The organism is Streptomyces sp. NBC_01210 (genome assembly GCF_036010325.1).
In the GTDB taxonomy this organism is placed as follows: domain Bacteria; phylum Actinomycetota; class Actinomycetes; order Streptomycetales; family Streptomycetaceae; genus Streptomyces.
Window position 1 is genome coordinate 2,293,912 of the sequence record NZ_CP108549.1, and the last position, 24,121, is coordinate 2,318,032.

Below are 24,121 nucleotides of genomic sequence, written 5' to 3' on the forward strand. Positions count from 1 at the left end.
ATGCAACTCTCATGACAGACGCACTCAAGCGCCTCTCCGACGAAGGCGTCGCGATCTGGCTCGACGACCTGTCGCGCAAGCGGATCACGTCCGGCAATCTCGCCGAACTGATCGACCAGCAGCACGTCGTGGGCGTTACCACCAACCCCTCGATCTTCCAGAAGGCCATCAGCAGCGGTGACGGTTACGAGCAGCAGCTCGCCGACCTCGCCGTGCGCAAGGTGACCGTCGAGGAAGCCGTACGGATGATCACGACGGCGGACGTCCGCGACGCCGCCGACATCCTGCGGCCGGTGTTCGACACCACCGGCGGCCAGGACGGCCGGGTCTCCATCGAGGTCGACCCGCGCCTGGCGCACAAGACCGCGGCGACCATCGCCGAGGCGAAGCAGCTGGCCTGGCTGGTGGACCGTCCGAACACGCTCATCAAGATCCCGGCGACTAGGGCCGGCCTGCCGGCGATCACCGAGGTCATCGGGAAGGGCATCAGCGTCAATGTCACGCTGATCTTCTCCCTGGAGCGCTACCGCGAGGTCATGGACGCCTATCTGGCCGGTCTGGAGAAGGCGAAGGCCGCCGGACTGGACCTCTCCAAGATCCAGTCCGTGGCGTCCTTCTTCGTGTCCCGCGTGGACACCGAGATCGACAAGCGGCTCGACGCCCTGGGCACCCCGGAGGCCAAGGAGGCCCGCGGCAAGGCGGCCCTGGCCAACGCCCGTCTCGCGTACCAGGCGTACGAAGAGGTCTTCAGCAGCGACCGCTGGGCCGCGCTCGACAAGGCGCAGGCCAACAAGCAGCGTCCGCTGTGGGCCTCGACGGGCGTCAAGGACCCGGCGTACAAGGACACGATGTACGTCGACGAGCTGGTCGCCCCGGGCACGGTGAACACCATGCCGGAGGCCACGCTGGAGGCCACCGCCGACCACGGTCAGATCACCGGTGACACGGTGCGCGGCACGTATGAGCAGGCTCGCGCCGAGCTCGACGCCATCGAGAAGCTCGGGATCTCCTACGACGAGGTCGTACAGCTGCTCGAGGACGAGGGCGTCGAGAAGTTCGCGACGTCCTGGAACGATCTCCTCAACTCGACCGAGGCCGAGCTCAAGCGCCTCGCTCCTTCGGAGGGCTGACCAACTTGTCCGGTCTCAGCGGAGCCAACCCGCTCCGTGACCCCGCAGACCGACGGCTCCCGCGTATCGCGGGGCCGTCGGGCCTGGTCATCTTCGGTGTCACGGGCGATTTGTCACGTAAAAAGTTGATGCCAGCCGTCTATGACCTGGCCAACCGCGGGTTGCTGCCACCGGGCTTCTCGCTCGTCGGTTTCGCCCGCCGTGAGTGGAAGGACGAGGACTTCGCACAGGTGGTCCACGACGCCGTCAAGGCCCACGCCCGTACGCCGTTCCGCGAGGAGGTCTGGCAGCAGCTCATCCAGGGGATGCGCTTCGTCCCGGGCGACTTCGACGACGACGACGCCTTCGAGCAGCTGAAGTCGACCATCGAGGACCTCGACAAGAAGCAGGGCACCGGCGGCAACTTCGCGTTCTATCTCTCCGTACCGCCGAAGTTCTTCCCAAAGGTTGTCCAGCAGCTCAAGAAGCACGGGCTCGCCGACCAGAAGCAAGGCTCCTGGCGCCGCGCGGTCATCGAGAAGCCGTTCGGCCACGACCTGGTCTCCGCCAAGGAGCTCAACCAGGTGGTGCACGAGGTCTTTCCGCCCAACGAGGTCTTCCGGATCGACCACTACCTCGGCAAGGAGACCGTCCAGAACATTCTGGCGCTGCGCTTCGCCAACACCCTCTTCGAGCCGATCTGGAACCGGTCGTACGTCGACCACGTCCAGATCACCATGGCCGAGGACATCGGCATCGGCGGCCGCGCCGGCTACTACGACGGTATCGGCGCCGCCCGTGACGTCATCCAGAACCACCTGCTCCAGTTGCTCGCGCTGACCACGATGGAGGAGCCCGCCTCCTTCGACGCGGACGCGCTCGCGGCCGAGAAGACCAAGGTGCTGGGCGCGGTGAAGCTGCCCAAGGATCTGTCCAAGAACACGGTGCGCGCACAGTACGCGGGGGGCTGGCAGGGCGGCGAGAAGGCCGTCGGCTATCTCGAGGAAGACGGCATCGACCCCAAGTCGAAGACCGACACCTACGCGGCCATAAAGCTGGGGATCGACAACCGCCGCTGGGCCGGAGTCCCGTTCTACCTCCGTACCGGCAAGCGGCTCGGCCGCCGTGTCACGGAGATCGCGGTGATCTTCCAGCGCGCCCCGCACTCCCCCTTCGACCACACGGCCACGGAGGAGCTGGGCCAGAACGCCCTGGTCATCCGCGTCCAGCCGGACGAGGGCGTGACCCTGCGGTTCGGCTCGAAGGTGCCCGGCACCTCGATGGAGGTGCGGGACGTCTCGATGGACTTCGCGTACGGCGAGTCCTTCACGGAGTCCAGCCCCGAGGCGTACGAGCGCCTCATCCTCGACGTCCTGCTCGGCGACTCCAACCTCTTCCCGCGCGTGGAGGAGGTCGAGCTGTCCTGGAAGATCCTCGACCCGATCGAGCAGTTCTGGGACAAGCACGGCAAGCCCGCGCAGTACCCGGCCGGGACCTGGGGCCCGGTCGAGGCGGACGAAATGCTCGCACGAGACGGACGGAGCTGGCGTCGGCCATGAAGATCGACCTTACGGACACCACAGCCAGCAAGATCAACAAGGCGCTGGTGCAGGGGCGCCGGGCCGTCGGCACGCAGGCCGTCGGCATGGTGCTCACCCTTGTCATCGTCACCGACGAGGAGAACGCCTACGACGCGCTGAAGGCGGCCAACGATGCGTCCCGCGAGCACCCCTCGCGAAAGCTCGTCGTCATCAAGCGGGTCTCACGTTCGCCGCGCGACCGGGCGAAGGCACGCCTGGACGCCGAGGTGCGGGTGGGCACTGACGCGGGCACCGGCGAGACGGTCGTCGTGCGGCTGTACGGCGAGGTCATCAACCACGCCCAGTCGGTGGCGCTGCCACTGCTGCTGCCGGACGCGCCGGTGGTGGTCTGGTGGCCGGTGAACGCGCCGACCGACCCGGCCAAGGACCCGCTGGGTGCGCTGGCACAGCGCCGGGTGACGGACACATACGCCTCCGAGCAGCCGGTGCAGGAGCTGGCGGGGCGTGCCGAGGTGTACACCCCCGGCGACACCGATCTGGCCTGGACCCGGATCACACCGTGGCGCTCGATGCTCGCGGCCGCTCTGGACCAGGTCAGCTGCGAGGTCACCGCGGCGGAGGTGGAGGGCGAGGAGTTCAACCCGAGCTGCGAGCTGCTCGCCATGTGGCTCGCGGACCGGCTGAAGGTGCCGGTGAAGCGCTCGTTCTCCGCCGGTCCCGGCCTCACCGCCGTACGGATGGAGACCTCCTGCGGTCCGATCGTGCTGGACCGGGCGGACGGCTCGCTGGCGACGCTGTCGATCCAGGGCCAGCCGGACCGGGCGGTGGCGCTCCAGCGGCGTGAGACGGCAGAGCTGATGGCGGAGGAACTGCGGCGGCTCGACCCGGACGACATCTACGCGTCGGCGCTGCGGTTCGGCGTGGACCGGCTGGCCACTCCGGAGGAAAACGGGGCTGACGATACGTCGAGGTCCGGTGCGTCGAAGTCCGATGCCAAGCCCGCCTCCGCCGCCGCCAAGAAGGCCGCTCCGGCCAAGAAGGCGGCGGCCAAGTGAGTGCTCCGCAACTCGTCGTCCACCGTGACAAGGAGTTGATGGCGCAGGCCGCCGCGGCCCGGCTGATCACGAAGATCGTGGACGCCCAGTCCGCGCGCGGCTCGGCGTCGGTGGTCCTGACGGGCGGCCGCAACGGCAACGCCCTGCTGGCCGCCCTCGACAGCTCACCGGCCCGGGACGCGATCGACTGGCCGCGGCTCGACCTGTGGTGGGGCGACGAACGGTTCCTCCCGGAGGGCGACCCGGAGCGCAATGTCACGCAGGCCCGCGAGGCTCTGCTGGACAGGGTGTCGCTGGATCCGTCCCGGGTGCATGCGATGCCCGCGTCGGACGGCGAGTACGGCAACGACGCGGACGCGGCCGCTGCCGCGTACGCAGCCGAACTCGCCGCCGCGGCGGGCCCGGAGGACCATGGCCCGGTGCCGACGTTCGACGTACTGATGCTGGGCGTCGGCCCGGACACGCATGTGGCGTCGCTCTTCCCGGAACTGCCTGCGGTCCGTGAGACGGAGCGCACGGTGGTCGCCGTCCACGGCGCGCCGAAGCCGCCGCCGACCCGTATCTCGCTCACGCTCCCGGCGATTCGCGCGGCACGCGAGGTGTGGCTGCTGGCGGCGGGCGAGGACAAGGCGAAGGCGGCGAGGATCGCGCTGTCGGGCGCGGGCGAGGTGCAGGCTCCCGCGGCAGGCGCGTACGGACGCAGCCGGACGCTGTGGCTGCTGGACGCCGCGGCGGCCGCACAGCTGCCGCGCGACCTGTACCCGCCGGCGTCGCCCTGACCGTGGGGCTCCGCCCTGGACCCCGCGCCTCAATCGCCGGCGAGGCTGAATTGTCCCGCCAAATCGGCCCGTCCGGCGTTTGAGGACACACCCCCCTGCGTGGGGGGACCCCGGAAGGACGTCCGGGGTCTGGGGCGCAGCCCCCCCGTCACGGGGAAGGGGCGGGTAGGGGGGACAAGCCCCGCCGCAGGCGCTCACCCCGCCCGGTTCTCCACGCGCCGCACGAACTTCAGCCCGGACCAGTCCTCCCCCAGCGCGGCGACCTTCACATCGACGATGCCGAGCGGGAGGAACAGGTCCCGCAGCGCGTTCTCGGTGATGTCGCTCGCAAGGCCGGCGGCCTTGCGCGGCCATGCGATCCAGAGCATCGCCGGGTCCGCCAGGTGCTCGACGAGCGTCGTCGCATCGGCTGCCAGATCGCCGTGCGTACGGTAGAAGGCCAGCGTCACCTCGGCGTCCCGTGAACCGCGCTCGCCGACCCTGACACCTTCGGGCAGCTCGGGAATCGTCCAGTCCCGGGGCCGGTGTCTGAGCGCGACGCGCTGGCCCGGCTTGATGCCGAGCTTCTTGGCCAGCCCAGTGCCCGAGTAGCCGGATGTGGTCATACGGGGATTGTCGCGCCGTCCTCGGCCGCACCGCAGCCCGTCGTCCGCTCCTCCCGTATCAGGAACGGCTCCAGCAGCCCTGGTACCGCTTCCGAGGCGAAGGCCAGGCCCTCGCCCTCCGCGGCGTCGTACACCGAATAGGCCCCGGCCCCCGCGGCCGTCGTCGCCGTCAGTGTCAGCACTCCGGCCCGACGCTGGAAGACCGACTGCTTCAGCGTCCAGCCGATGACCCCGCTCCGCTGCAGCGCGACCGTCGCGCGACGGACCGTGCCGGAGCGGGCGACCAGATAGGCGCCGCTGATGGCGTGGCCGAGGTTGCGGTACGCGTCCAGCGCGAGGATCACCGCGATCGGCACCGCCGCCGCCACGCAGGCGGCCGCGAGATACAGCAGGACGGGAGTGACACGGGCGCCCAGGACAGCGAGCACCAGCACCGGCGGCAGCGACGCCGCCAGCGCCCATCGCAGCCGGCGGGTGCGCGCCGCCCGTGGGTGGCCGGTCAGCCGGGCCGCGCTCGTCGGGGCCACAGTCTCGCGCAGCACCTGCGCGGACACCTCGTCGGCCATCGCACGCGGCGCGGCCGGGAGCAGCACCTTGAGGTCCGCGTGTTTGTCATCGTCGTCCTTGACGAGCCCGGTGGCGACGGCGTCCACCCGGGCGGCGCCGAACATCCGCACGCCCAGCGGCTCGACGAGTTCGACGCCGCGCAGCCGCCTCTCCTCCATGGAGATCGAGCGGGCGGTGAACAGACCACGCCGCACCCGCAGCGTGCCGCCGGGCTCACGCTCCAGGCGGTAGTTCCACCACATCTCGATCCAGAGGCCGAGCGCGCCGACGACGCCCGCGGCCCCGGCCGCGACGACGAGCACCACGAGCATCCAGACGACCGGGGTGTCCCGGAAACGGTCCCCGACCCAGTCGATGACCTTGCCCTGCGCCCCGAACCACTCGCTGACCTGCATCACACCGCCGACCGCCGCGCCGCCCAGCAGCGGGGCGACGAAGGAGACCGGCGCATACCGGATCCAGGACGGGTCGCGTGCGGCGAGCGTGCCCTCGCGGTGGGTGCCGGACGGGCCGGCGGCCCGCGCCAGCAGCTCCCTGCGCAGGCACTCGCCCGCCGCCCTGCTGACCGGGTCCAGCTCCAGCGTGGACTCGCCGCCCGCACTGTGCTCGCCGGTGCCGATACGCACCTTGACCAGGCCGAGGACACGCAGCAGCGGGTTGGCGGTCAGATCGACGCTGCGGATGCGCTCACGGGCCAGCGAACGGCGTTTGACCAGCAGCAGTCCCGTGTGGAGTTCGGCGCGCTCGGGGCCGATGCGGTAGCGGGTCCGGCGCCACCGTACGTAGTCCGCGCCCGTGCCCGCGGCGACGAGCAGAAGCGCCCCGGCCAGCACCCGGCCGAACGCCTGCCACAGCGGCATGGCGCCCGCGAGGCCGAGGGCGATGGGCAGCCCGGCACCCGCGACCACGCCCGCCATGACGAGCGCGGTGACCAGGACCGTACGCCGGTCGAGTCGCTGCCAGCCGTCCTGCGGGGAACTCATGTCGCGTCCCCGGGCGTGGCCTGGGTGATCCGGGTCAGCTGCTCGGCGAGCTCCGCCGCGAGCTCATGGTCGAGCCCCTCGATCTTGATCGCACCTTTGGAGGAGGCGGTGGTGACGATGACCGTGGCGAGCCTGAAAGCCTGTTCCAGCGGCCCGCGCAGCGTGTCCACGGTCTGGATCCGGGACATGGGTGCGATCCGCCACTCCTGCCAGAACGCGCCCGTATGGACATAGACCGCTTCGTCCGTGACTTCCCAGCGGTGCACCCGGAACCACCACGCGGGGAAAAAGGCGGTGCAGGCGAGGCCCAGCACCCCCAGCACCCAGGCGACCGTCAGCAGCCACGGCCGTGCGGGCGCGATCAGCGCGCCCAGCACGGCCAGGACCGCCACCGGTACGGCGGTCGTCAGCAGCCACTGCACCCGCCACCAGCCGACGACCCGCTCATTGAGCATGTTGTCCGGCGGCCTCAGCCGCACCGCACCCTCCCCCGTCATCTGCTCAACGACCGCGTAGCGTGCGGTACTTGGCGACGAGCGTCGAGGTCGAGCTGTCCAGCTGCTCACCCCTTCCTTCGGTCAGCACCGGCTCGATCTTCTTCGCGAGAATCTTGCCGAGCTCGACACCCCACTGGTCGAAGGAGTCGATGTTCCAGATCGCGCCCTGGACGAACACCTTGTGCTCATACAGTGCGATCAACTGCCCCAGCACGGACGGCGTCAGCTCCTCGGCGAGGATCGTCGTCGTCGGGTGGTTGCCCCGGAACGTCTTGTGCGGCACCAGCTCCTCGGGCACGCCCTCCGCCCGTACCTCCTCCGGGGTCTTGCCGAAGGCGAGCGCCTGCGTCTGCGCGAAGAAGTTGGCCATCAGCAGATCGTGCTGGGCGACCAGACCCGGCGCCAGGTCCGCGACCGGATTGGCGAAGCCGATGAAGTCCGCCGGGATCATCTTCGTGCCCTGGTGGATGAGCTGGTAGTACGCGTGCTGGCCGTTGGTGCCGGGCGTGCCCCAGACCACCGGACCGGTCTGCCAGTCCACCGGATTGCCCTCGCGGTCCACGGACTTGCCGTTGGACTCCATGTCGAGCTGCTGGAGGTAGGCGGTGAACTTGCTGAGATAGTGCGAGTACGGCAGCACCGCATGCGTCTGCGCGTCGAAGAACTCGCCGTACCAGACCCCCAACAGGCCCAGCAGCAGCGGCGCATTGGCCTCCGCCGGGGCCGTACGGAAGTGCTCGTCGACCAGGTGGAAGCCGTCGAGCATCTCCCGGAAGCGGTCCGGGCCGATCGCGATCATCAGCGAGAGGCCGACGGCGGAGTCGTAGGAGTACCGCCCGCCGACCCAGTCCCAGAACCCGAACATGTTCGCCGTGTCGATGCCGAAGCCGGCGACCTTCTCGGCGTTCGTCGACACCGCCACGAAGTGCTTGGCGACGGCCTCCTGGCCGGCCTGGAGACCGGTGAGCAGCCAGTCGCGGGCGGATGTGGCGTTGGTGATGGTCTCGATGGTGGTGAAGGTCTTGGAGGCGATGATGAAGAGCGTCTCGGCCGGGTCCAAGTCCCTTACGGCCTCGTGCAGATCGGCCCCGTCGACGTTCGACACAAAGCGGAACGTCAGCTCGCGTGCGGTGTAGGAGCGCAGTACCTCGTATGCCATCGCCGGGCCCAGATCGGATCCGCCGATGCCGATGTTGACGACGTTCTTGATGGGCTTGCCGGTGTGCCCGGTCCACTCGCCCGACCTGATCCGGTCGGAGAAGGCGCTCATCTTGTCGAGCACCGCGTGCACCGCGGGCACCACGTTCTCGCCGTCCACCTCGATCACGGCGTCACGCGGGGCGCGCAGCGCCGTGTGCAGAACGGCGCGGTCCTCGGTGGTGTTGATCTTCTCGCCGCGGAACATCGCGTCCCGCAGCCTGGATACGTCGGTGGCCACGGCCAGCTCGCGCAGCAAGGCCAGCGTCTCGTCGGTCACCAGATGCTTGGAGTAGTCGAGGTACAGATCGCCGACCTGGAGGGTGTACCCGGTGCCGCGCGCCGTATCGGCCGCGAACAGCTCCCGCAGATGCGTCTCCCCCAGCTGCTCGCGGTGCTTGCCGAGAGCAGTCCATTCGGGCGTCCGGTTGAGCCTGGTACGGCCTTCTGCGTTCATCTCAGCCCACTTCTTCTCGTACCTGCCTGCATGCCCCACTGCATCTCCAACCTAATTGATCAGCGGGGTCAGCGACGCGACAGCCGACACGAAGAGTCCGGCCGCCAGCAGAGCGGGTGTGTTCGGTCCCCAGGCGGCGGCCGCCGCACCGCCCAGCAGTGCGCCGAGCGGGGCTCCGGCGACCGCGAGCGTACGGAAGGCGGAGCCGATCCGGCCCAGCATCGCCGCCGGACTGCGCTCCTGCATCAGCGTCGTCCGATTGACGTTCCACACCATGCCCATGACCCCGAAGACCGCCATGGCGGTGAGCGTCACCCACAGCTCGCGCACCGATCCCATCGCGACCAGGCATCCGGTCTGCACGATCCCGGCTGCGAACACGCTCCGTATTCGGCCGAGGCGCTCGGAGAGCCTGCGGGCCAGCAGACCGCCGACCGCGCTGCCCGCCCCGACGGCCGTGATCACCGCCGCATACCCGCCGTTCCCGGCGTCCAGCCAGCCGGTGACATGGACGACGAGGGTGGCGATGAGGGCGCCCATGCCGATGTTGCAGAGGGTGGTGGCGATACAGAGTCCGCGTTGCGCGCGGTCCCGCCACAGGGTCCGTAGCCCTTCCCCGATCTCGCCGCGCAGAGTGCTGCCCGTCGCTCCGGTAGCCCTCGATGGCGCAGTGACCCGCAGCGAGGCGACGAGGGCCGCCGCCACGACATACGTCGCCGCATCCGCCGCGTACGGCACGGCGGCGCCCACGACGAGCAGCACCGGTACCACCGGCGCGGCCAGGAAGCCGCCGACGATCTGCTGTGCGGTCATCAGCCTGGCGTTGGCACTGCCCAGCGCCTCGGCCGGCACCAGCGAGGGCAGCAGGGCGGTGGCTGCGTTGTCGAAGAGCGTCTGGAGCGTGGTGAGCGCGAAGGCGAGTCCGAACAGCAGGGCCATCGAGCCCAGATCCAGCCACACCGCGACGGCGAAGGCGGCCATCAGCGCGCCCCGCAGCAGATCGACGGCCCACATCGCCCGCCGCTGGTCAACCCGGTCGGCGACCGCGCCGCCGAGCAGTCCGAACAGCAGCCAGGGCAGATAGCCGCACGCCGTCACGGAGGCGATCAGCAGCGGGTCGTCGGTCAGTGAGGCGGCGAGCAGCGGCATCGCGGCGATCTGGAGCGAGTCGCCGAACTTCGAGACGACGGCGGCCGTCCACAGCCGTCCGAACCCCCCGCGCCATGCGGGTGTTCGCGCCTGTGCCGCTTCGGTCGCCGTCACAACATCCCCTTCCGGTCCGTGATTCAGAACCGTAAGGGGTGCCACTGACACCGAAGCAAAAAATCCGGCCGGGCACCTTGGGTGTCCGGCCGGACCGCAACTTCTAGATCTCGCCCCGCAGTTTGGCGAGCGCCTCGGCGAGGATCGCCTCGCCGTCCGCGTCGCTGCGCCGCTCGCGTACGTACGCGAGGTGCGTCTTGTACGGCTCGGTGCGCGGCGGGTCCGGCGGGTTGTCCCGGTCCTGGCCGGCCGGGAACCCGCAGCGCGGGCAGTCCCAGTTGTCCGGGACCTGTGCGTCACTGGCGAAGCTCGGCTGCGTCTCGTGCCCGTTGGAGCACCAGAAGGAGATGCGGAGGCGTGGCGCGGACTCGCCTCGCTCAGCCTCGCCCATCGGCCCCGCTCCGACCCGGCTTCCCCGGATCGCGTTGCCACTTGCCACGGTCGTAACTCCCTGCGTGATGGTGCTGCACAGCGTCTCACAGCGGCTGCGCCGCGAGTGCCCCAGTCTACGTAAGGCCCAACGCTCGTCCAGTGATTGGAGTTACACCCGACCCCGGGACGCGGAAGGCATAGGTCAGCTGTCCAGCTTCATCAGCAGACCAAGTACGACAATGCACGCAAACCACAGCAGACCGATAACCACAGTGATGCGGTCGAGGTTGCGCTCGGCGACCGAGGATCCACCGACCGAGGACTGCATACCGCCACCGAACATGTCGGAGAGACCGCCGCCCTTCCCCTTGTGCATCAGCACCAGCAGCATCATCAGCAGGCTGAAGACGATCAGGGCAATCGAGAACCCGACAATCACGGCTGGACCAACTTCCTCGGACTGAATGGATGACGGGGGCCGAGTGGCATTTCCATGATGCCTGCTCGGCCCCCGCAAGGGTACGACGGATCTGCGCTACCGCATACTTACTGGTCGCGGAACCGGACGATCTTGACGAACTCCTCGGCGTCCAGCGAGGCACCGCCCACCAGAGCACCGTCCACATCGGGCTGCGCCATGATCGCGGCGACGTTCCCGGACTTCACCGAGCCGCCGTACTGGATGCGGACCTTGTCGGCCAGCTCCTGGGAGTACAGCTCGGCAAGACGCCCGCGGATCGCCCCGCAGACCTCCTGCGCGTCCTCGGGGGTCGCGACCTCGCCGGTACCGATGGCCCACACCGGCTCGTACGCGATCACGATGGACTCGGCCTGCTCGGCCGGGATGTCCTTCAGCCCGCCGTCGAGCTGAGCCAGCGTGTACTGGACCTGGTTGCCCGCCTTGCGGATGTCCAGGCCCTCGCCGACGCAGAGGATCGGGGTCAGGCCGTGCTTGTAGGCCGCCTTCACCTTGGCGTTGCAGAGCTCGTCCGTCTCGGCGTGGTATTGCCTGCGCTCGGAGTGGCCCACGACGACGTAGGTGCACTTCAGCTTGGACAGCATCGAGCCCGAGATCTCACCGGTGTACGCACCTGAGTCGTGCGCCGAGAGGTCCTGGGCGCCGTACTTGATCTTGAGCTTGTCGCCGTCGATCAGGGTCTGTACGGACCGCAGGTCGGTGAAGGGCGGCAGGACGGCGACCTCGACGGCGTCGTAGTCCTTGTCCGCCAGGGCAAAGGCGAGCTTCTGGACGTGCGCGATGGCCTCGAGGTGGTTGAGGTTCATCTTCCAGTTGCCCGCCATGAACGGGAAACGGCCCTGAGCAATATCAGTCATAAGGGGGTCAGTCCTCCAGTGCGGCGAGGCCGGGGAGCGTCTTGCCCTCGAGGTACTCGAGGCTGGCGCCACCACCGGTGGAAATGTGGCCGAATGCGTTCTCGTCGAAGCCCAGCGTGCGTACGGCAGCGGCCGAGTCGCCGCCGCCGACGACGGTGAAGCCGTTGCTGTCGAGCAGCGCCTGAGCCACGGCCCTGGTGCCCTCGGCGTAGTCGGGGTGCTCGAAGACGCCGACCGGACCGTTCCAGAAGACGGTCTCGGCGTCGGCGATCTTCGACGCGAAGAGCTCGCGCGACTTCGGGCCGATGTCCAGGCCCTCCTTGCCGGCGGGGATCTTGTCCGCGTCGACCGTGATGAAGTCGGCCGGGGCCTTGGTCTTCAGGTCGGGGAACTCGCTCGAGGCCAGGACGTCGACCGGAAGCACCAGCTCGACGCCGTTCTTCTCGGCGCGCTCCATGTACTCGGTGACGGTCGGGACCTGGTCCTCCTGGAGGAGGGAGATGCCGACCTCGTAGCCCTTGGCCTTGAGGAAGGTGTAGGCCATGCCGCCGCCGATGAGGATGCGGTCGGCCTTGCCGAGCAGCGAGTCGATGACACCGAGCTTGTCGGAGACCTTGGCGCCGCCGAGGATCACGACATAGGGGCGCTCGACCTCCTCGGTGAGCTTCTTGAGGACACGGACCTCGGTGGCGATGAGGTAGCCGGCGGCGTGCGGCAGGCGGGCCGGCAGGTCGTACACCGAAGCGTGCTTGCGGTGTACGGCTCCGAAGCCGTCGCCGACGTACACATCCGCGAGCTCGGCGAGCTGGTCGGCGAAGGCGCCGCGCTCCGCGTCGTCCTTGGACGTCTCACCGGCGTTGAAGCGGAGATTCTCGACAACGGCGACCTGGCCGTCGGCGAGGCCCGCGACGACGGCCTTGGCCGAAGCGCCGACGGTGTCGGTCGCGAACGCGACCTCGGCGCCGAGCAGCTCACCGAGGCGCTTCGCGGCCGGGGCGAGCGAGAAGGCCGGGTCCGGAGCACCCTTGGGGCGGCCCAGGTGGGAGGCGACAACGACGCGCGCGCCCGCCTCGGCGAGCTTGGCGACAGTCGGCACAACAGCTCGAATACGGCCGTCGTCGGTGATGGTGGTGCCGTCGAGCGGCACATTGAGGTCGGCGCGGACGAATACCCGCTTGCCGGCGACCCCGTCGGCGAGAAGTTCGTCGATCGTCTTCATGAATAGGGCTCCTCAGGCTGGACGTGCGACAGGGCTCGGACTGCGCTGCGTTGCGCTGCCCGAGCCCTGTCGTTCACATGTTGCTGCTCTCGTTACTGATTAGAGCTGACCGCCGACGAAGACCGTGAGGTCGACCAGACGGTTGGAGTAGCCCCACTCGTTGTCGTACCAGCCGATGACCTTGACGTTCTTGCCCTGGACCATGGTCAGGGAGGAGTCGAAGGTGCAGGAGGCCGGCCAGTTGACGATGTCCGAGGAGACGATCGCGTCCTCGGTGTAGTCCAGGATGCCCTTGAGCTCACCCTCTGCGGCCTTCTGGAACGCGGTGTTGACCTCGTCCTTGGTGACCTGACGCTCGAGCTCGATGACCAGGTCGGTCACGGAGCCGGTGGGGACCGGGACGCGCATCGCGATGCCGTCGAGCTTGCCCGCCAGCTCCGGGATGACCAGCGCGGTGGCCTTGGCGGCACCGGTGGTGGTCGGGATGATGTTCTCGGCGGCGGCGCGGGCGCGGCGCAGGTCCGAGTGCGGGAAGTCCAGGATGCGCTGGTCGTTCGTGTACGCGTGAACCGTCGTCATCAGGCCCTTGACGATGCCGAAGTTCTCGAGGAGGACCTTGGCCATCGGCGCCACACAGTTCGTGGTGCAGGAGGCGTTGGAGATGATGTGGTGGTTGGCCGCGTCGTACTTGTCCTGGTTGACGCCCATCACGATGGTGATGTCCTCGTCCTTGGCCGGAGCCGAGATGAGGACCTTCTTGGCGCCGCCGGCGATGTGCTTCGCGGCGTCGGCCTTCTTCGTGAAGATACCGGTGGACTCGATCACGATGTCGACGCCCAGCTCGCCCCACGGAATGTCGGCGGGGTTGCGCTCGGACAGCACCTTGATGGTGCGGCCGTCGACGGTGATCGTGTTCTCGGTGTGCGACACGTCGGCCTTGAGGCGGCCCAGGATGGTGTCGTACTTCAGCAGGTGGGCGGTGGTCGCGGTGTCACCAAGGTCGTTGACAGCCACGATCTCGATGTCAGCACCCTGCTCCAGCAGCGCGCGGAAGTAGTTACGACCGATGCGGCCAAAGCCGTTGATGCCTACGCGGATCGTCACGAACCGATCTCCTCGTTGGTACGCCGGTTTTCGACGCCGGCGAGCTGTATGGGATGTCCCCGACCGCCTACGACCCTACCCTCCTGGCGGCGCCGGAGTGACATCGAGAGGCTCCGTGCGTGGCCCGGCGGACCCTACCCCCCAGTAGGGGTGAGAGCCGCCGGACCTCCGCCGGGACCAGGGCGTTGTGGCCGACCCGGTCCCGGCTACGCAGCGTCAGCGTCGGAGGGCGCTCAGCGCCTTTCCGATGACCTGCTTGCGGTCGACCGCGCCGGGCACATGCTCCAGACCGAAGCCCAGCAGCACGGTGTCCCGGGTGGTGATGGCCGCCTGTGTGTGGAAGAGCGCCTGGGCACGCGCCCAGTCGCCCGCGTTCCCGGGGCTGCCGGCCGGCGGTCCGGGGACGCTCCACGGTCCGAGGGCGGTCTCGAAGCCCTCGGGACCCTGCGCGGTCCCGGAGACGACCAGCCTGGTGTCGTCGACGAAGGCGCCGATTCCACCGGTGCCCGGGTCCGAGACATAGGAGACGGAGAGCTCGACCTGCTTGCCCGCGTAGGCGCTGAGGTCGATGGAGACCGGCTGCCAGCCGTTGGAGGAGCCGGTGAAGCGGTTCCAGGCGCCGCTGGTGCCGGTCGCCGTGCAGCCGCTGTCGGCGACGGTCAGATAGCGGGCGAGGAAGGGGTGGCCCGCCACATAGAAGCCTTCCTCGCACTGGACGGGCACCGTGGTGGTGGTGCCGCCGTTGGCGTCCGGCAGGGTCGTCCAGTCGTCCTGGCCGACCGTGTGCGCCTCCACGATGACGTTGTCGTAGCCGCGCTCGGTGTCGTAGCTGAGCTGGAACTGCAGGCTCGGCTTGGCGCCGGCCGCCGTCCCGGACAGGTCCACGGTCCGTGCCAGCCGCATGTACGCGTTGTCCTGGTGCTTCGCCGCCGCGAACCAGGAGCCTTCGGCCGGCTCGAACGGGGTGCGGATACCTGGGAAGTCGCCCGCGGGCGCGCTCCTGAACTTCGGGAACTGGTCGGGCTTCAAGGTGTCCGAGGTGACGGTGTACGCACCGGCCAGGTCGAGCGGGTTGCCGGGCGCATCGGCGAGAGAGGCCTTCGCACCCGCGAGTTTCCCGGCGCCCGCGAAGGACGGCGGGGACTTGAGCCCGATCCGGTTGTAGGCGCCGAGGTAGTACTGGGAGAAGTCGTTGGAGTCGGCGCCGCCGAGGTCGATATTGCCGCCGGCCTGCTCACCGGCGTTGATCAGCTTGCCGCCCTCGTTGAGGAAGTCCCGTACGGCCCGGGTGGTCGCCGCGGAGGGCTGGTTGGCGCCGGTGTACCAGACGACCGTCTCGAAGTTGCCGAGTACGCCGAGGGCGTTCGGGACGCCCTGTGTGGCGACGTCCCAGACGGCGGCCTTGTGGCCGTTGTCGGCGAGGGCCTTGGTGTATGCGGCGGTGTGCTGCGCCGCGACGGTGCCACCCTCTTCCGCGAGCACCAGCGTGTCGCCGCGCGGCCGTTCGGCGATCGTGTACGTGAAGTGCTCGCTGGCGGTCGGCTTTCCGGCCCTGGTCTCGCCGGTGAACCAGACCTCGACCTTGTCTCCGACGTCGCCGTCCTGCACCTTGGCGCGGTACTCGTCGAAGCGGATGTTGTCGTGGCCGCCGTAGGTCTCGCCGCCCTTCCATGCCTTGAGTGCCTGGTCGTGCGTACGGCCGCCGTTGACGCGGTACTTGAGCTCCTTGTCGCGTACCGACTTGCGGGCGACGACGGACACTTCCTGGTCGCCACCGCGCGCGTAGGAGGTGGTGAAGGCGTCAGGGGTGAAGTCCGCGGCCGTCAGCCCCAGCGAGGAGGACGGCTGGTCGGCGTGGGCGGCGGTCTCGGCGACGGAGAGCGCGAACGGGATGTTCTTGGCGAACTCCTGCTGGATCAGCTTCTCGTCGTCCGGGAAGGTGAAGACCGAGGCGCAGTCGGCCGCGTTCCAGGGGTCGTTGGGGTCGATGCGCGAGGCAGTTCCGCAGGTCGACATCTCCGGGGTGTACATCATCATCCCGTTGACGTTGGCGGCGTGTCCGTCGGCCTCGCCATTGGTGGTGTAGAGCTCGGAGGAGACCTGTGGGCGGTAGCCGGGAACCGCGGACTTCTCGGGCGTACCGGCGAGGGACTTGTAGAGGACGTCGTCCGGCGTCGGGGTCGCGACCTGCCAGCCGACTCCGTACAGCAGCAGCTGGGCCGCGGAGTGGTAGTTGATGCCGTACTCGAAACCGATGCGCTTCTCGAAGGCGTCGAGGGCCCTGGTCTCGGGCTCGGAGGCAGGGCCGGTGCCGCGGAAGGTCTCGTCGGCCGGGTCGGGGGACGAACCCTCGTTGTCGTACCCCCACTTGTAGGCGAAGTTGCGGTTGAGGTCCACGCCGTCGCCGGGGGCGATCTTGCCGTCACCGTTGTTGTCGCGCAGGTTCTTGCGCCACTGGCGCTGGTCGGTGCCGGTGAAGGTGTAGTCGTAGCCGTCGGGGTTGGCGGAGATGACGAACCACAGCTCGGTGGAGTCCACGATCTTGGTGACCCGCGGGTCCTTGCCGTAGTTGGCGAGGTAGTAGTGCATCAGCCGCCGGGTCATCTCGGGGGTGATCCACTCGCGGGCGTGCTGATTGGAGACGTACAGCGTGGAGGGCTTGGAGCCGTCCTTGTACTTCTTGGCACCCTTGCTGATCTTGAGCGCGAGGATGTCCTGGCCCTTGAGGGTCTTGCCGATGCTGACGACCTTGGTCAGGTTCGGGTTGGCCTGTCCGGTGGCGAGGATCTCGCGCTGCAGACCGTTGTCGCCGCTGTACGGGCGGAAGACGCCGTCGCCCGCGGCCGCCACGCGCTTCTCCGACTTGGCCGAGACCGTGTGCTCGGTGATGTCGACGCCCTGCCCGCGCAGTTCGCCGGCCTGCTTCTTGGTGAGGAACAGTTCGACGGTGGCGGTGCCTTTGTCGGGCACCTGCTCGGTCAGTTCATGAGCGTCGGTGCCTGCGGCGAGGATCAGCGGCACCTGCGCCTTGCCGACTTTCGCGTGCCATACGGAGAGTCCGTCGCCGCCCTCGCCCCCCTGTTGAGCTTGGGCGATCGGTGCCGCCGCCAGTCCGGCTGCGAGCAGTGAAGCCGCTGCGAGGATCGATCTCGCTCTGCGTCTCATTAGCCCCCCTTGCTGTTGTGTGCCACGAAAGTGGCCAGACGCCAGGCTCATATCACCTCATGATCATGTCAAGAGTGCTTACGGGTGGACACAACGACGCTGTCGGCGCCGCGAGGGCGCCGACAGCGGTCGGTGAAACGTGGAGGCTGACATTCAGCGGACACTCAGCCGACGAGGCCGTCCGCCATCTCCTCGGTGAGATTGGACTCCGTACCCGGAATGCCGAGGTCCTGGGCCCGCTTGTCGGCCATCGCCAGCAGCCGGCGGATCCGGCCCGCGACCGCGTCCTTGGTCAGCGGCGGGTCGGCGAGCGCCCCCAGCTCCTCGAGAGAGGCCTGCTTGTGCTCCATCCGCAGCCGGCCGGCGGCGGCGAGATGCTCGGGCACCTCCTCGCCGAGGATCTCCAGCGCGCGCTGCACCCGGGCACCGGCGGCGACCGCGGCGCGGGCCGAGCGGCGCAGGTTGGCGTCGTCGAAGTTGGCGAGGCGGTTGGCGGTGGCGCGCACCTCGCGCCGCATCCGCCGCTCCTCCCAGGCCAGTACGGACTCGTGCGCCCCGAGACGGGTCAGCAGCGCGCCGATCGCGTCCCCGTCCCGTACGACGACACGGTCCACGCCGCGTACCTCGCGGGCCTTGGCGGCGATGGAGAGCCGGCGGGCCGCGCCGACCAGGGCGAGGGCTGCCTCCGGACCGGGGCAGGTGACCTCGAGCGAGGAGGAGCGGCCCGGCTCGGTGAGCGAGCCGTGCGCCAGGAACGCGCCGCGCCAGGCGGCCTCCGCGTCACAGGTTGCGCCGGAGACAACCTGCGGCGGCAGTCCGCGGATCGGGCGGCCGCGGCCGTCGACCAGACCGGTCTGACGCGCCAGCTGGTCACCGCCTGCCACCACCCGTACCACGTAGCGGGAGCCGCGGCGCAGTCCGCCCGGCGCCATCACCATCAGCTCCGAGCTGTGCCCGAAGATCTCCAGGATGTCCCGCTTGAGCCGCCGCGCCGCGATCCCTGTGTCCAGCTCCGCCTCGATCACAATGCGACCGCTGACCAGGTGCAGCCCGCCCGCGAACCGAAGAATCGCCGAGACCTCTGCCTTTCTGCAGCAGGTCCGGGTGACGGGAAGCCGGGAGATTTCGTCCTTCACCGCTGCCGTCATCGCCATGGGCCGATCCTTCCATGCATCCGAAAAATACGGTCGTACGCGGCGGCCAACAGCTCCGGGTCGTGCTTCGGAACTCCGTCGGGCGAGGCCACGGGCGCCAGCTCGACCGCGGCGCCGAACCGCCTGGCGGCGTCGGCGAGGGACTCGCGGTCGGGCACAGCGGCCTCGTCGGCCAGCACCACGTCCAGGGCGAGTTTAGGCGCGTGTCGTCCCAAAACCTCCAAATGACGCTGCGGTGAGAAGCCATCGGTTTCACCGGGCTGCGGCGCGAGGTTGAGCGAGAGGACCCGGCGGGCTTTCGTCTCGATCAGCGCGTCCAGCAGCTCGGGCACCAGCAGATGCGGGATCACCGAGGAGAACCAGGAGCCAGGGCCGAGAACCACCCAGTCGGCGTCCAGGACGGCGGCGACGGCCTCGGGGACGGCGGGCGGGTCGTGCGGGACGAGGTGTACCGACTGCACCTCACCGGGTGTCAGCGCGACGGTCGCCTGGCCGCGCACCGTGTCCACATCGTCGGGGCGCGCCGGGTCATGGCCCCGTACCAGCGCCTGCAGCTCCAGTGGCACGGCGGACATCGGCAGTACCCGGCCGTGCGCACCCAGCAGTTTGCCGACCAGGTCCAGGGCCAGGACATGGTCGCCGAGCTGCTCCCACAGGGCCACTATCAGCAGATTGCCGACCGCGTGTTCGTGCAGTTCGCCCTGGGACTGGAAGCGGTGCTGGATCACCCGGGCCCAGGTCTGGCCCCAGTCGTCGTCGCCGCACAGCGCCGCCAGGGCCTTGCGCAGGTCACCGGGCGGCAGCACGCCGAGCTCGTCGCGGAGCCGGCCGCTGGAGCCGCCGTCGTCGGCGACGGTGACGACCGCGGTGAGGTCGCCGGTGATACGGCGCAGGGCGGTGAGCGACGCGGACAGGCCCATGCCGCCGCCGAGCGCGACAACCTTGGGCTGCGCGCCGCGCTTCCGTCCCGACAGCGCGTGCGTGGACCTGCGCAGCCGCCGCAGACGGAGATTGCGTCCGGTCACTCGCGCCCCATGTCCCGGTGGACGACGACGGTCTCGATCCCGGCCGAGGAGAGCCTGGCGGCCAGCTTCTCGGACGTGGCGACGGAGCGGTGCTTACCGCCGGTGCAGCCGACCGCGATGGTGACGTACCGCTTGCCCTCGCGCCGGTAGCCCGCGGCGATCAGCTGGAGCAGCTCGGTGTAGCGGTCCAGGAACTCCTTGGCGCCGGGCTGGTTGAAGACGTAGTTCGAGACTTCTTCGTTGAGGCCGGTGAAGGGGCGCAGCTCCGGGACCCAGTGCGGGTTCGGCAGGAAGCGCATGTCGACGACGAGGTCCGCGTCGACCGGCAGTCCGTACTTGAATCCGAACGACATCACCGTGGCGCGCAGCTCCGGCTCCTCGTCGCCCGCGAACTGGGCGTCCATCTTGGCGCGCAGCTCATGGACGTTCAGGCTGGAGGTGTCGATCACCAGATCGGCGTCGCCGCGCAGCTCGCGCAGCAGATCACGCTCGGCGGCGATGCCGTCGACGATCCGGCCGTCGCCCTGGAGGGGGTGGGGCCTGCGGACCGACTCGAAACGGCGGACCAGGGCGTCGTCGGACGACTCGAGGAAGACGATCCGCCGGGTGACCTGCTTGGAGTCGAGGTCGGCGAGGGATTCGCGGAGGTTGTCGAAGAACCGCCGGCCGCGTACGTCGACGACGACGGCGATCCGGGCGACATTGCCCTGCGAGCGGGCGCCGAGCTCCACCATGGTGGGGATCAGCGCGGGCGGCAGGTTGTCGACGACGAACCAGCCGAGGTCCTCGAGACACTTCGCGGCCGTGCTGCGCCCGGCGCCCGACATTCCGGAGATGATGACCAGCTCGGGGATGGCCGCGTCAGCGGCTTCGCCGGGCTCGGTCGTGGTGCCCGTACTCACGTCTGCTGCTCCGTCTCCATCGTGCTCAGTCATGTCGTGCTGCCCCCGTCGCTCTCTTCAATGATCTCTCCTGTTGCCGTATTCACGGCAGGCGCGGCAGGAGCCGCCTGGGCGAGGGCCACTACGACGGCCTCCGCCGTCTTCCGGCCCATGCCCGGTACCTCGCAGATCTGCTCGATTGTCGCCTGCTTCAGCCGCTTCACCGAGCCGAAATGCTTGATCAGGGCCTGCTTCCGGGTGTCGCCGAGGCCGGGGATCGCGTCCAGCGGGCTTGTCCTGATGCGATGGCGCCGCTTGGAGCGCTGGTAGCGGATGGCGAAGTCGTGAGCCGTGTCACGTACCCGCTGAAGCAGATACAGGCCCTCGCTCGAGCGGGGCAGGACCACGGGGTCGTCGTCGTGCGGCAGCCAGACCTCTTCGAGGCGCTTGGCGAGGCCGCAGACGGCGACATCGTCGATGCCGAGCTCGTCGAGGGCACGCTGGGCAGCGGCCACCTGGGGCTGTCCGCCGTCGACGACGACGAGCTGGGGCGGGTATGCGAAGCGCTTGGGCTTTCCGTCGTCGTCGGGGGTGTCGTCACCGATCCACTCCCCCGTCTTGTCTTTTTCTGCGAGGTACCGCCTGAAGCGGCGGGCGACCACCTCGTGCATGGACCGGACGTCGTCCTGCCCCTCGCCGTGCCAGATTTGCTCGTCTCCGACACGACCCTTGATCTGGAAGCGGCGGTACTCGCTCTTGCGGGCCAGGCCGTCCTCGAAGACCACCATGGACGCCACGACGTCCTCGCCCTGGAGGTGCGAGATGTCGAAGCACTCGATCCGCAGCGGCGCCGAGTCGAGGCCGAGGGCCTCGGCGATCTCCTCCAGTGCGCGGGAGCGGGTGGTGAGATCGCTGGCGCGTTTGGTCTTGTGCAGGCCGAGCGCCTGTACGGCGTTGCGCTGGACCGTCGCCATCAGGTCCTTCTTGTCGCCGCGCTGCGGGATGCGGAGCGAGACGTGCGAGCCGCGGCGGTCGCTCAGCCACTGGGTGACCGCGTCGGTGTCCTCGGGGAGGGCGGGGACGAGCACCTCCTTGGGGACGGCATCGCCGCGCTCCTCGCCGTACAGCTGCTGCAGGGCGTGTTCGACAAGGCCGGCGGTGTCGACGGCCTCGACCTTGTCGGTGACCCAGCCGCGCTGGCCGCGGACGCGTCCGCCGCGGACGTGGAAGATCTGTACCGCGGCTTCGAGCTCGTCCTCGGCGACGGCGATCAGATCGGCGTCGGTGGCATCGGCCAGCACGACGGCGTTCTTCTCCAGGGCCCGCTTGAGGGCCCCTATGTCGTCGCGCAGCCGGGCGGCCTTCTCGTACTCCATCTCGTCGGCGGCCGCCATCATCTGCTTCTCCAGGCGGCGGATGTACGTGCCGGTGCGGCCGGCCATGAAGTCGCAGAACTCCTCGGCCAGTTCGCGGTGTTCCTCGGGGGTGACCCGGCCCACGCAGGGCGCCGAGCACTTGCCGATATAGCCGAGCAGGCAGGGCCGGCCCTTCTGGGCGTGGTTCTTGAAAACCCCGGCGGAGCAGGTGCGTACGGGAAAGACGCGGAGCATAAGGTCGACGGTCTCGCGGATCGCCCAGGCATGTCCGTACGGACCGAAGTAGCGCACCCCCTTCTTCTTGGCGCCACGCATGACCTGGACCCGTGGAAAGTCCTCGTTGAGGGTGACCGCGAGATACGGATAGCTCTTGTCGTCCCGGTACTTGACGTTGAACCGGGGGTCGAACTCCTTGATCCAGGAGTACTCCAGCTGCAGCGCTTCGACCTCGGTGGAGACGACGGTCCACTCGACGGAGGCTGCCGTGGTGACCATGGTGCGGGTGCGGGGGTGCAGATTCGCCAGATCCTGGAAGTAGTTGGCCAGGCGCTGGCGCAGGCTTTTGGCCTTCCCGACGTAGATCACCCGGCGGTGCTCGTCGCGGAATTTGTAGACCCCCGGGGAGTCGGGGATCTGTCCCGGCTTGGGGCGGTAGCTGGAGGGGTCTGCCATGTCGACCACCCTACTGGCGGGCGGTGACAGTGCGGTCATGTCCGGGCACCCGGCACCGTGGGGGAAGCGCCGGGCGCCCGGGACTCGTCGGGGCTCCGCCCTGAACCCCTCCCCCTACCGGGGGCTCCCACCTCAAGCGCCGGAGGGGCTGAAATTCAGACCGCCCGGCGTCCGGGGGCACGACCGAAGGTCGGCCGCGGTCCGGGGCGGAGCCTCCGGCCGATCAGGCGCGGCGGCGCAGACGGACGGCCGTCAGCCCGCACAGGGCGAGGGCCGCGAGGGCGCCTGCTCCGGCGGCCACCGAGGCGAAGGTGACCGCGCCGTTCCGGTCGTTCTCCTCATGCGCGGCGTAGCCGCCCGCGCCGCCCTTCCTCGCGTAAGCCGACCCGGGGAGCTTGTCCGCGTACGCGGCCCGGACCCGGGCCCGGTAGGCGGCGAGCGTCATGCCGTGGCTGCCCACCGCCCGTATCGCGTCCTCGTCCAGCGGGAGGACCTTCGCGCCCTTGTTGACGTACCAGGCGTCGATCTGCGGTTCACGGAAGACCGTGCCGCCGGGCAGTTTGCGGGCGCCCTGCTCCGCGTACCGGATCTCGTCGTCGCCGGTGGCGATGTTGACCACCTGCCACCGACCGCTCAGGCGGGCCGTCCACAGCGAGGCCTTCTGACCGTCGGACGACACCGCCTGGGCGGCGAGGAACTCCAGCCGGGCGACAGGAGCGCCCGCCTTCCCGGCCACGAACTCCGGCGTGAGCGTGTAGACGGGGACGGTGCCGCCTTCGACGCGGGGAGCGGCCACCGCCCTGGTGGCGGCCCCGTCGCCGGCGAAGAAACGGGACAGGGTCTGAAGGGTTGCGGGGGCCGTGGCGGCGCGCCCGGCCTCGGCACGGTCCGCCGCGGAGGGGCCGCCGGCGCCGGAGCTGGCGGCGGTGGCCGTGCCGATGGCGCCGAGGGAGAGACAGGCCGCGAAGGCCGCGGTGACGGAGGCGCGTGGGGTCCTCTTCATCGCGCTCACGCCCCGATCCGGTAGAGCGAGTGCGTCCAGGAGAAGGAGTCGTTGTCGACGTACCAGGCGTGGGAGGCCCAGTTGTAGCGGTCGTTGGAGGGCCATGGATCGCCCCAGTGGACCCAGCTGTCGGCGTCGTCGTAGCCGTAGATCACATGCATGTGCCCACCGCCGCTCGACCACTGGATACGGGTCTCGACGGGGCGGTTGGCGTCGATCTCGGTCTGTACGGTCGGGTAGCGCAGCCAGCCGGTGACATACGACCCGGAGTTGATGCCGGCCCAGCGCAGGCCGGTCTGGACATTGCCGAGCGTGGCCTGCGAGTTGGGGCACTCGCTGCCCTGCTGGCGGCTGAAGGCGGCGTTGCAGAACTGGTTCTGGGAGTAATTCCTGCCGAAGTACGCCGCGATGGTGTTGCCACCGGCCGCCCAGCACCAGTTGGTCTTCTGCTGCGCCTGCATGGTGATGTCCAGGCGCTTCCAGGCGAGGGTGGCAGGGGTTACGGAGGGGGCGTCCGTCTGCGCGGCGGTCGCTGTCGGCATGGGCAGGGTGATCAGTGCAGCCAAGACGGCCACTGCGGCAGGCAGCCGTCTCTCGGTGTTGCGCATCGCGTTCCTCCCGAGGGGGGTGGGGATGGAGGAGCGCGTCCGGACGCTGCGGATGAGCATCAGTCCTTGTCGAGACCAGGTCAACACGCTTCAATGCGGGGTGACACGCGCTGTGAATGCTGCGGCCGGGATGTGAACACCTCCGTCCCGCTCC

General features: G+C 69.3%; 20 protein-coding genes and 1 pseudogene. 4 read left to right on the top strand and 17 right to left on the bottom strand.

Translation table 11 applies throughout. The features are described 5' to 3' along the window. Positions 1-11: 11 nt before the first annotated feature. From tal to pgl, 4 genes and pseudogenes are all read left to right on the top strand, one after another. Positions 12-1,130, top strand: a pseudogene (tal, locus tag OG735_RS10430) (transaldolase); the annotation flags it as partial. A 5-nt stretch (positions 1,131-1,135) separates the two neighbouring features. Then, a complete protein-coding gene (gene zwf, locus OG735_RS10435) occupies positions 1,136-2,668 on the top strand; it encodes a glucose-6-phosphate dehydrogenase (RefSeq protein ID WP_327322860.1) in 1,533 nt (510 codons plus the stop codon). Then, on the top strand, positions 2,665-3,705 hold the full coding sequence (gene opcA, locus OG735_RS10440; protein ID WP_327322861.1) for a glucose-6-phosphate dehydrogenase assembly protein OpcA: 1,041 nt from the start codon (positions 2,665-2,667) through the stop codon (positions 3,703-3,705). Before zwf ends, opcA begins: the two co-directional genes overlap by 4 nt. After that, positions 3,702-4,484, top strand: coding sequence for a 6-phosphogluconolactonase (pgl, locus tag OG735_RS10445; protein WP_327322862.1), 783 nt, complete (start codon positions 3,702-3,704; stop codon positions 4,482-4,484). The genes opcA and pgl overlap by 4 nt, the downstream gene beginning before the upstream one ends. Positions 4,485-4,678: 194 nt before the next feature. On the opposite strand, the gene OG735_RS10450 is transcribed toward pgl, so the two are convergent. The 17 genes from OG735_RS10450 to OG735_RS10530 all read right to left on the bottom strand — a co-directional run bounded on the left by OG735_RS10450 (position 4,679) and on the right by OG735_RS10530 (position 23,967). Then, on the bottom strand, positions 4,679-5,089 hold the full coding sequence (locus OG735_RS10450; RefSeq protein ID WP_327322863.1) for a DUF3052 domain-containing protein: 411 nt from the start codon (positions 5,087-5,089) through the stop codon (positions 4,679-4,681). Then, positions 5,086-6,639 carry a PH domain-containing protein gene (locus OG735_RS10455; protein WP_327322864.1) on the bottom strand — a complete coding sequence of 518 codons (1,554 nt, stop codon included), beginning with the start codon at positions 6,637-6,639 and terminating at the stop codon, positions 5,086-5,088. The genes OG735_RS10450 and OG735_RS10455 overlap by 4 nt, the downstream gene beginning before the upstream one ends. Then, positions 6,636-7,136, bottom strand: a complete 501-nt coding sequence (locus tag OG735_RS10460) for a PH domain-containing protein (protein ID WP_327322865.1) — start codon at positions 7,134-7,136, stop codon at positions 6,636-6,638. The genes OG735_RS10455 and OG735_RS10460 overlap by 4 nt, the downstream gene beginning before the upstream one ends. A gap of 4 nt (positions 7,137-7,140) precedes the next feature. After that, positions 7,141-8,790 carry a glucose-6-phosphate isomerase gene (pgi, locus tag OG735_RS10465; RefSeq protein WP_327322866.1) on the bottom strand — a complete coding sequence of 550 codons (1,650 nt, stop codon included), beginning with the start codon at positions 8,788-8,790 and terminating at the stop codon, positions 7,141-7,143. 51 nt (positions 8,791-8,841) lie between these two features. Further along, the gene (locus OG735_RS10470; protein WP_327322867.1) at positions 8,842-10,053 is read right to left on the bottom strand and encodes an MFS transporter; all 1,212 of its coding nucleotides are present in this window, start codon (positions 10,051-10,053) and stop codon (positions 8,842-8,844) included. A 103-nt stretch (positions 10,054-10,156) separates the two neighbouring features. Continuing rightward, the gene (locus OG735_RS10475; protein WP_078947476.1) at positions 10,157-10,492 is read right to left on the bottom strand and encodes an RNA polymerase-binding protein RbpA; all 336 of its coding nucleotides are present in this window, start codon (positions 10,490-10,492) and stop codon (positions 10,157-10,159) included. A gap of 135 nt (positions 10,493-10,627) precedes the next feature. Continuing rightward, positions 10,628-10,864: a preprotein translocase subunit SecG gene (secG, locus tag OG735_RS10480; protein ID WP_326649177.1), complete on the bottom strand. Its 237-nt coding sequence runs from the start codon at positions 10,862-10,864 to the stop codon at positions 10,628-10,630. A gap of 107 nt (positions 10,865-10,971) precedes the next feature. Continuing rightward, a complete protein-coding gene (tpiA, locus tag OG735_RS10485) occupies positions 10,972-11,760 on the bottom strand; it encodes a triose-phosphate isomerase (RefSeq protein ID WP_327322868.1) in 789 nt (262 codons plus the stop codon). A gap of 7 nt (positions 11,761-11,767) precedes the next feature. Further along, positions 11,768-12,979, bottom strand: coding sequence for a phosphoglycerate kinase (locus OG735_RS10490; RefSeq protein WP_327322869.1), 1,212 nt, complete (start codon positions 12,977-12,979; stop codon positions 11,768-11,770). A 99-nt stretch (positions 12,980-13,078) separates the two neighbouring features. Further along, a complete protein-coding gene (gap, locus tag OG735_RS10495) occupies positions 13,079-14,083 on the bottom strand; it encodes a type I glyceraldehyde-3-phosphate dehydrogenase (protein WP_327322870.1) in 1,005 nt (334 codons plus the stop codon). A gap of 216 nt (positions 14,084-14,299) precedes the next feature. Continuing rightward, positions 14,300-17,248, bottom strand: coding sequence for a M14 family metallopeptidase (locus OG735_RS10500; RefSeq protein WP_327322871.1), 2,949 nt, complete (start codon positions 17,246-17,248; stop codon positions 14,300-14,302). Positions 17,249-17,412: 164 nt separating this feature from the next. Further along, a complete protein-coding gene (whiA, locus tag OG735_RS10505; RefSeq protein ID WP_215093490.1) occupies positions 17,413-18,402 on the bottom strand; it encodes a DNA-binding protein WhiA in 990 nt (329 codons plus the stop codon). Next, on the bottom strand, positions 18,393-19,427 hold the full coding sequence (locus OG735_RS10510; protein WP_327322872.1) for a gluconeogenesis factor YvcK family protein: 1,035 nt from the start codon (positions 19,425-19,427) through the stop codon (positions 18,393-18,395). The genes whiA and OG735_RS10510 overlap by 10 nt, the downstream gene beginning before the upstream one ends. After that, positions 19,424-20,362 carry an RNase adapter RapZ gene (rapZ, locus tag OG735_RS10515; protein ID WP_327322873.1) on the bottom strand — a complete coding sequence of 313 codons (939 nt, stop codon included), beginning with the start codon at positions 20,360-20,362 and terminating at the stop codon, positions 19,424-19,426. Before rapZ ends, OG735_RS10510 begins: the two co-directional genes overlap by 4 nt. After that, the gene (uvrC, locus tag OG735_RS10520; protein ID WP_327322874.1) at positions 20,359-22,356 is read right to left on the bottom strand and encodes an excinuclease ABC subunit UvrC; all 1,998 of its coding nucleotides are present in this window, start codon (positions 22,354-22,356) and stop codon (positions 20,359-20,361) included. Before uvrC ends, rapZ begins: the two co-directional genes overlap by 4 nt. A 223-nt stretch (positions 22,357-22,579) precedes the next feature. Further along, positions 22,580-23,359: a hypothetical protein gene (locus OG735_RS10525; RefSeq protein WP_327328270.1), complete on the bottom strand. Its 780-nt coding sequence runs from the start codon at positions 23,357-23,359 to the stop codon at positions 22,580-22,582. A gap of 5 nt (positions 23,360-23,364) precedes the next feature. Next, positions 23,365-23,967 carry a papain-like cysteine protease family protein gene (locus tag OG735_RS10530; RefSeq protein ID WP_327322875.1) on the bottom strand — a complete coding sequence of 201 codons (603 nt, stop codon included), beginning with the start codon at positions 23,965-23,967 and terminating at the stop codon, positions 23,365-23,367. Positions 23,968-24,121 lie beyond the last annotated feature (154 nt).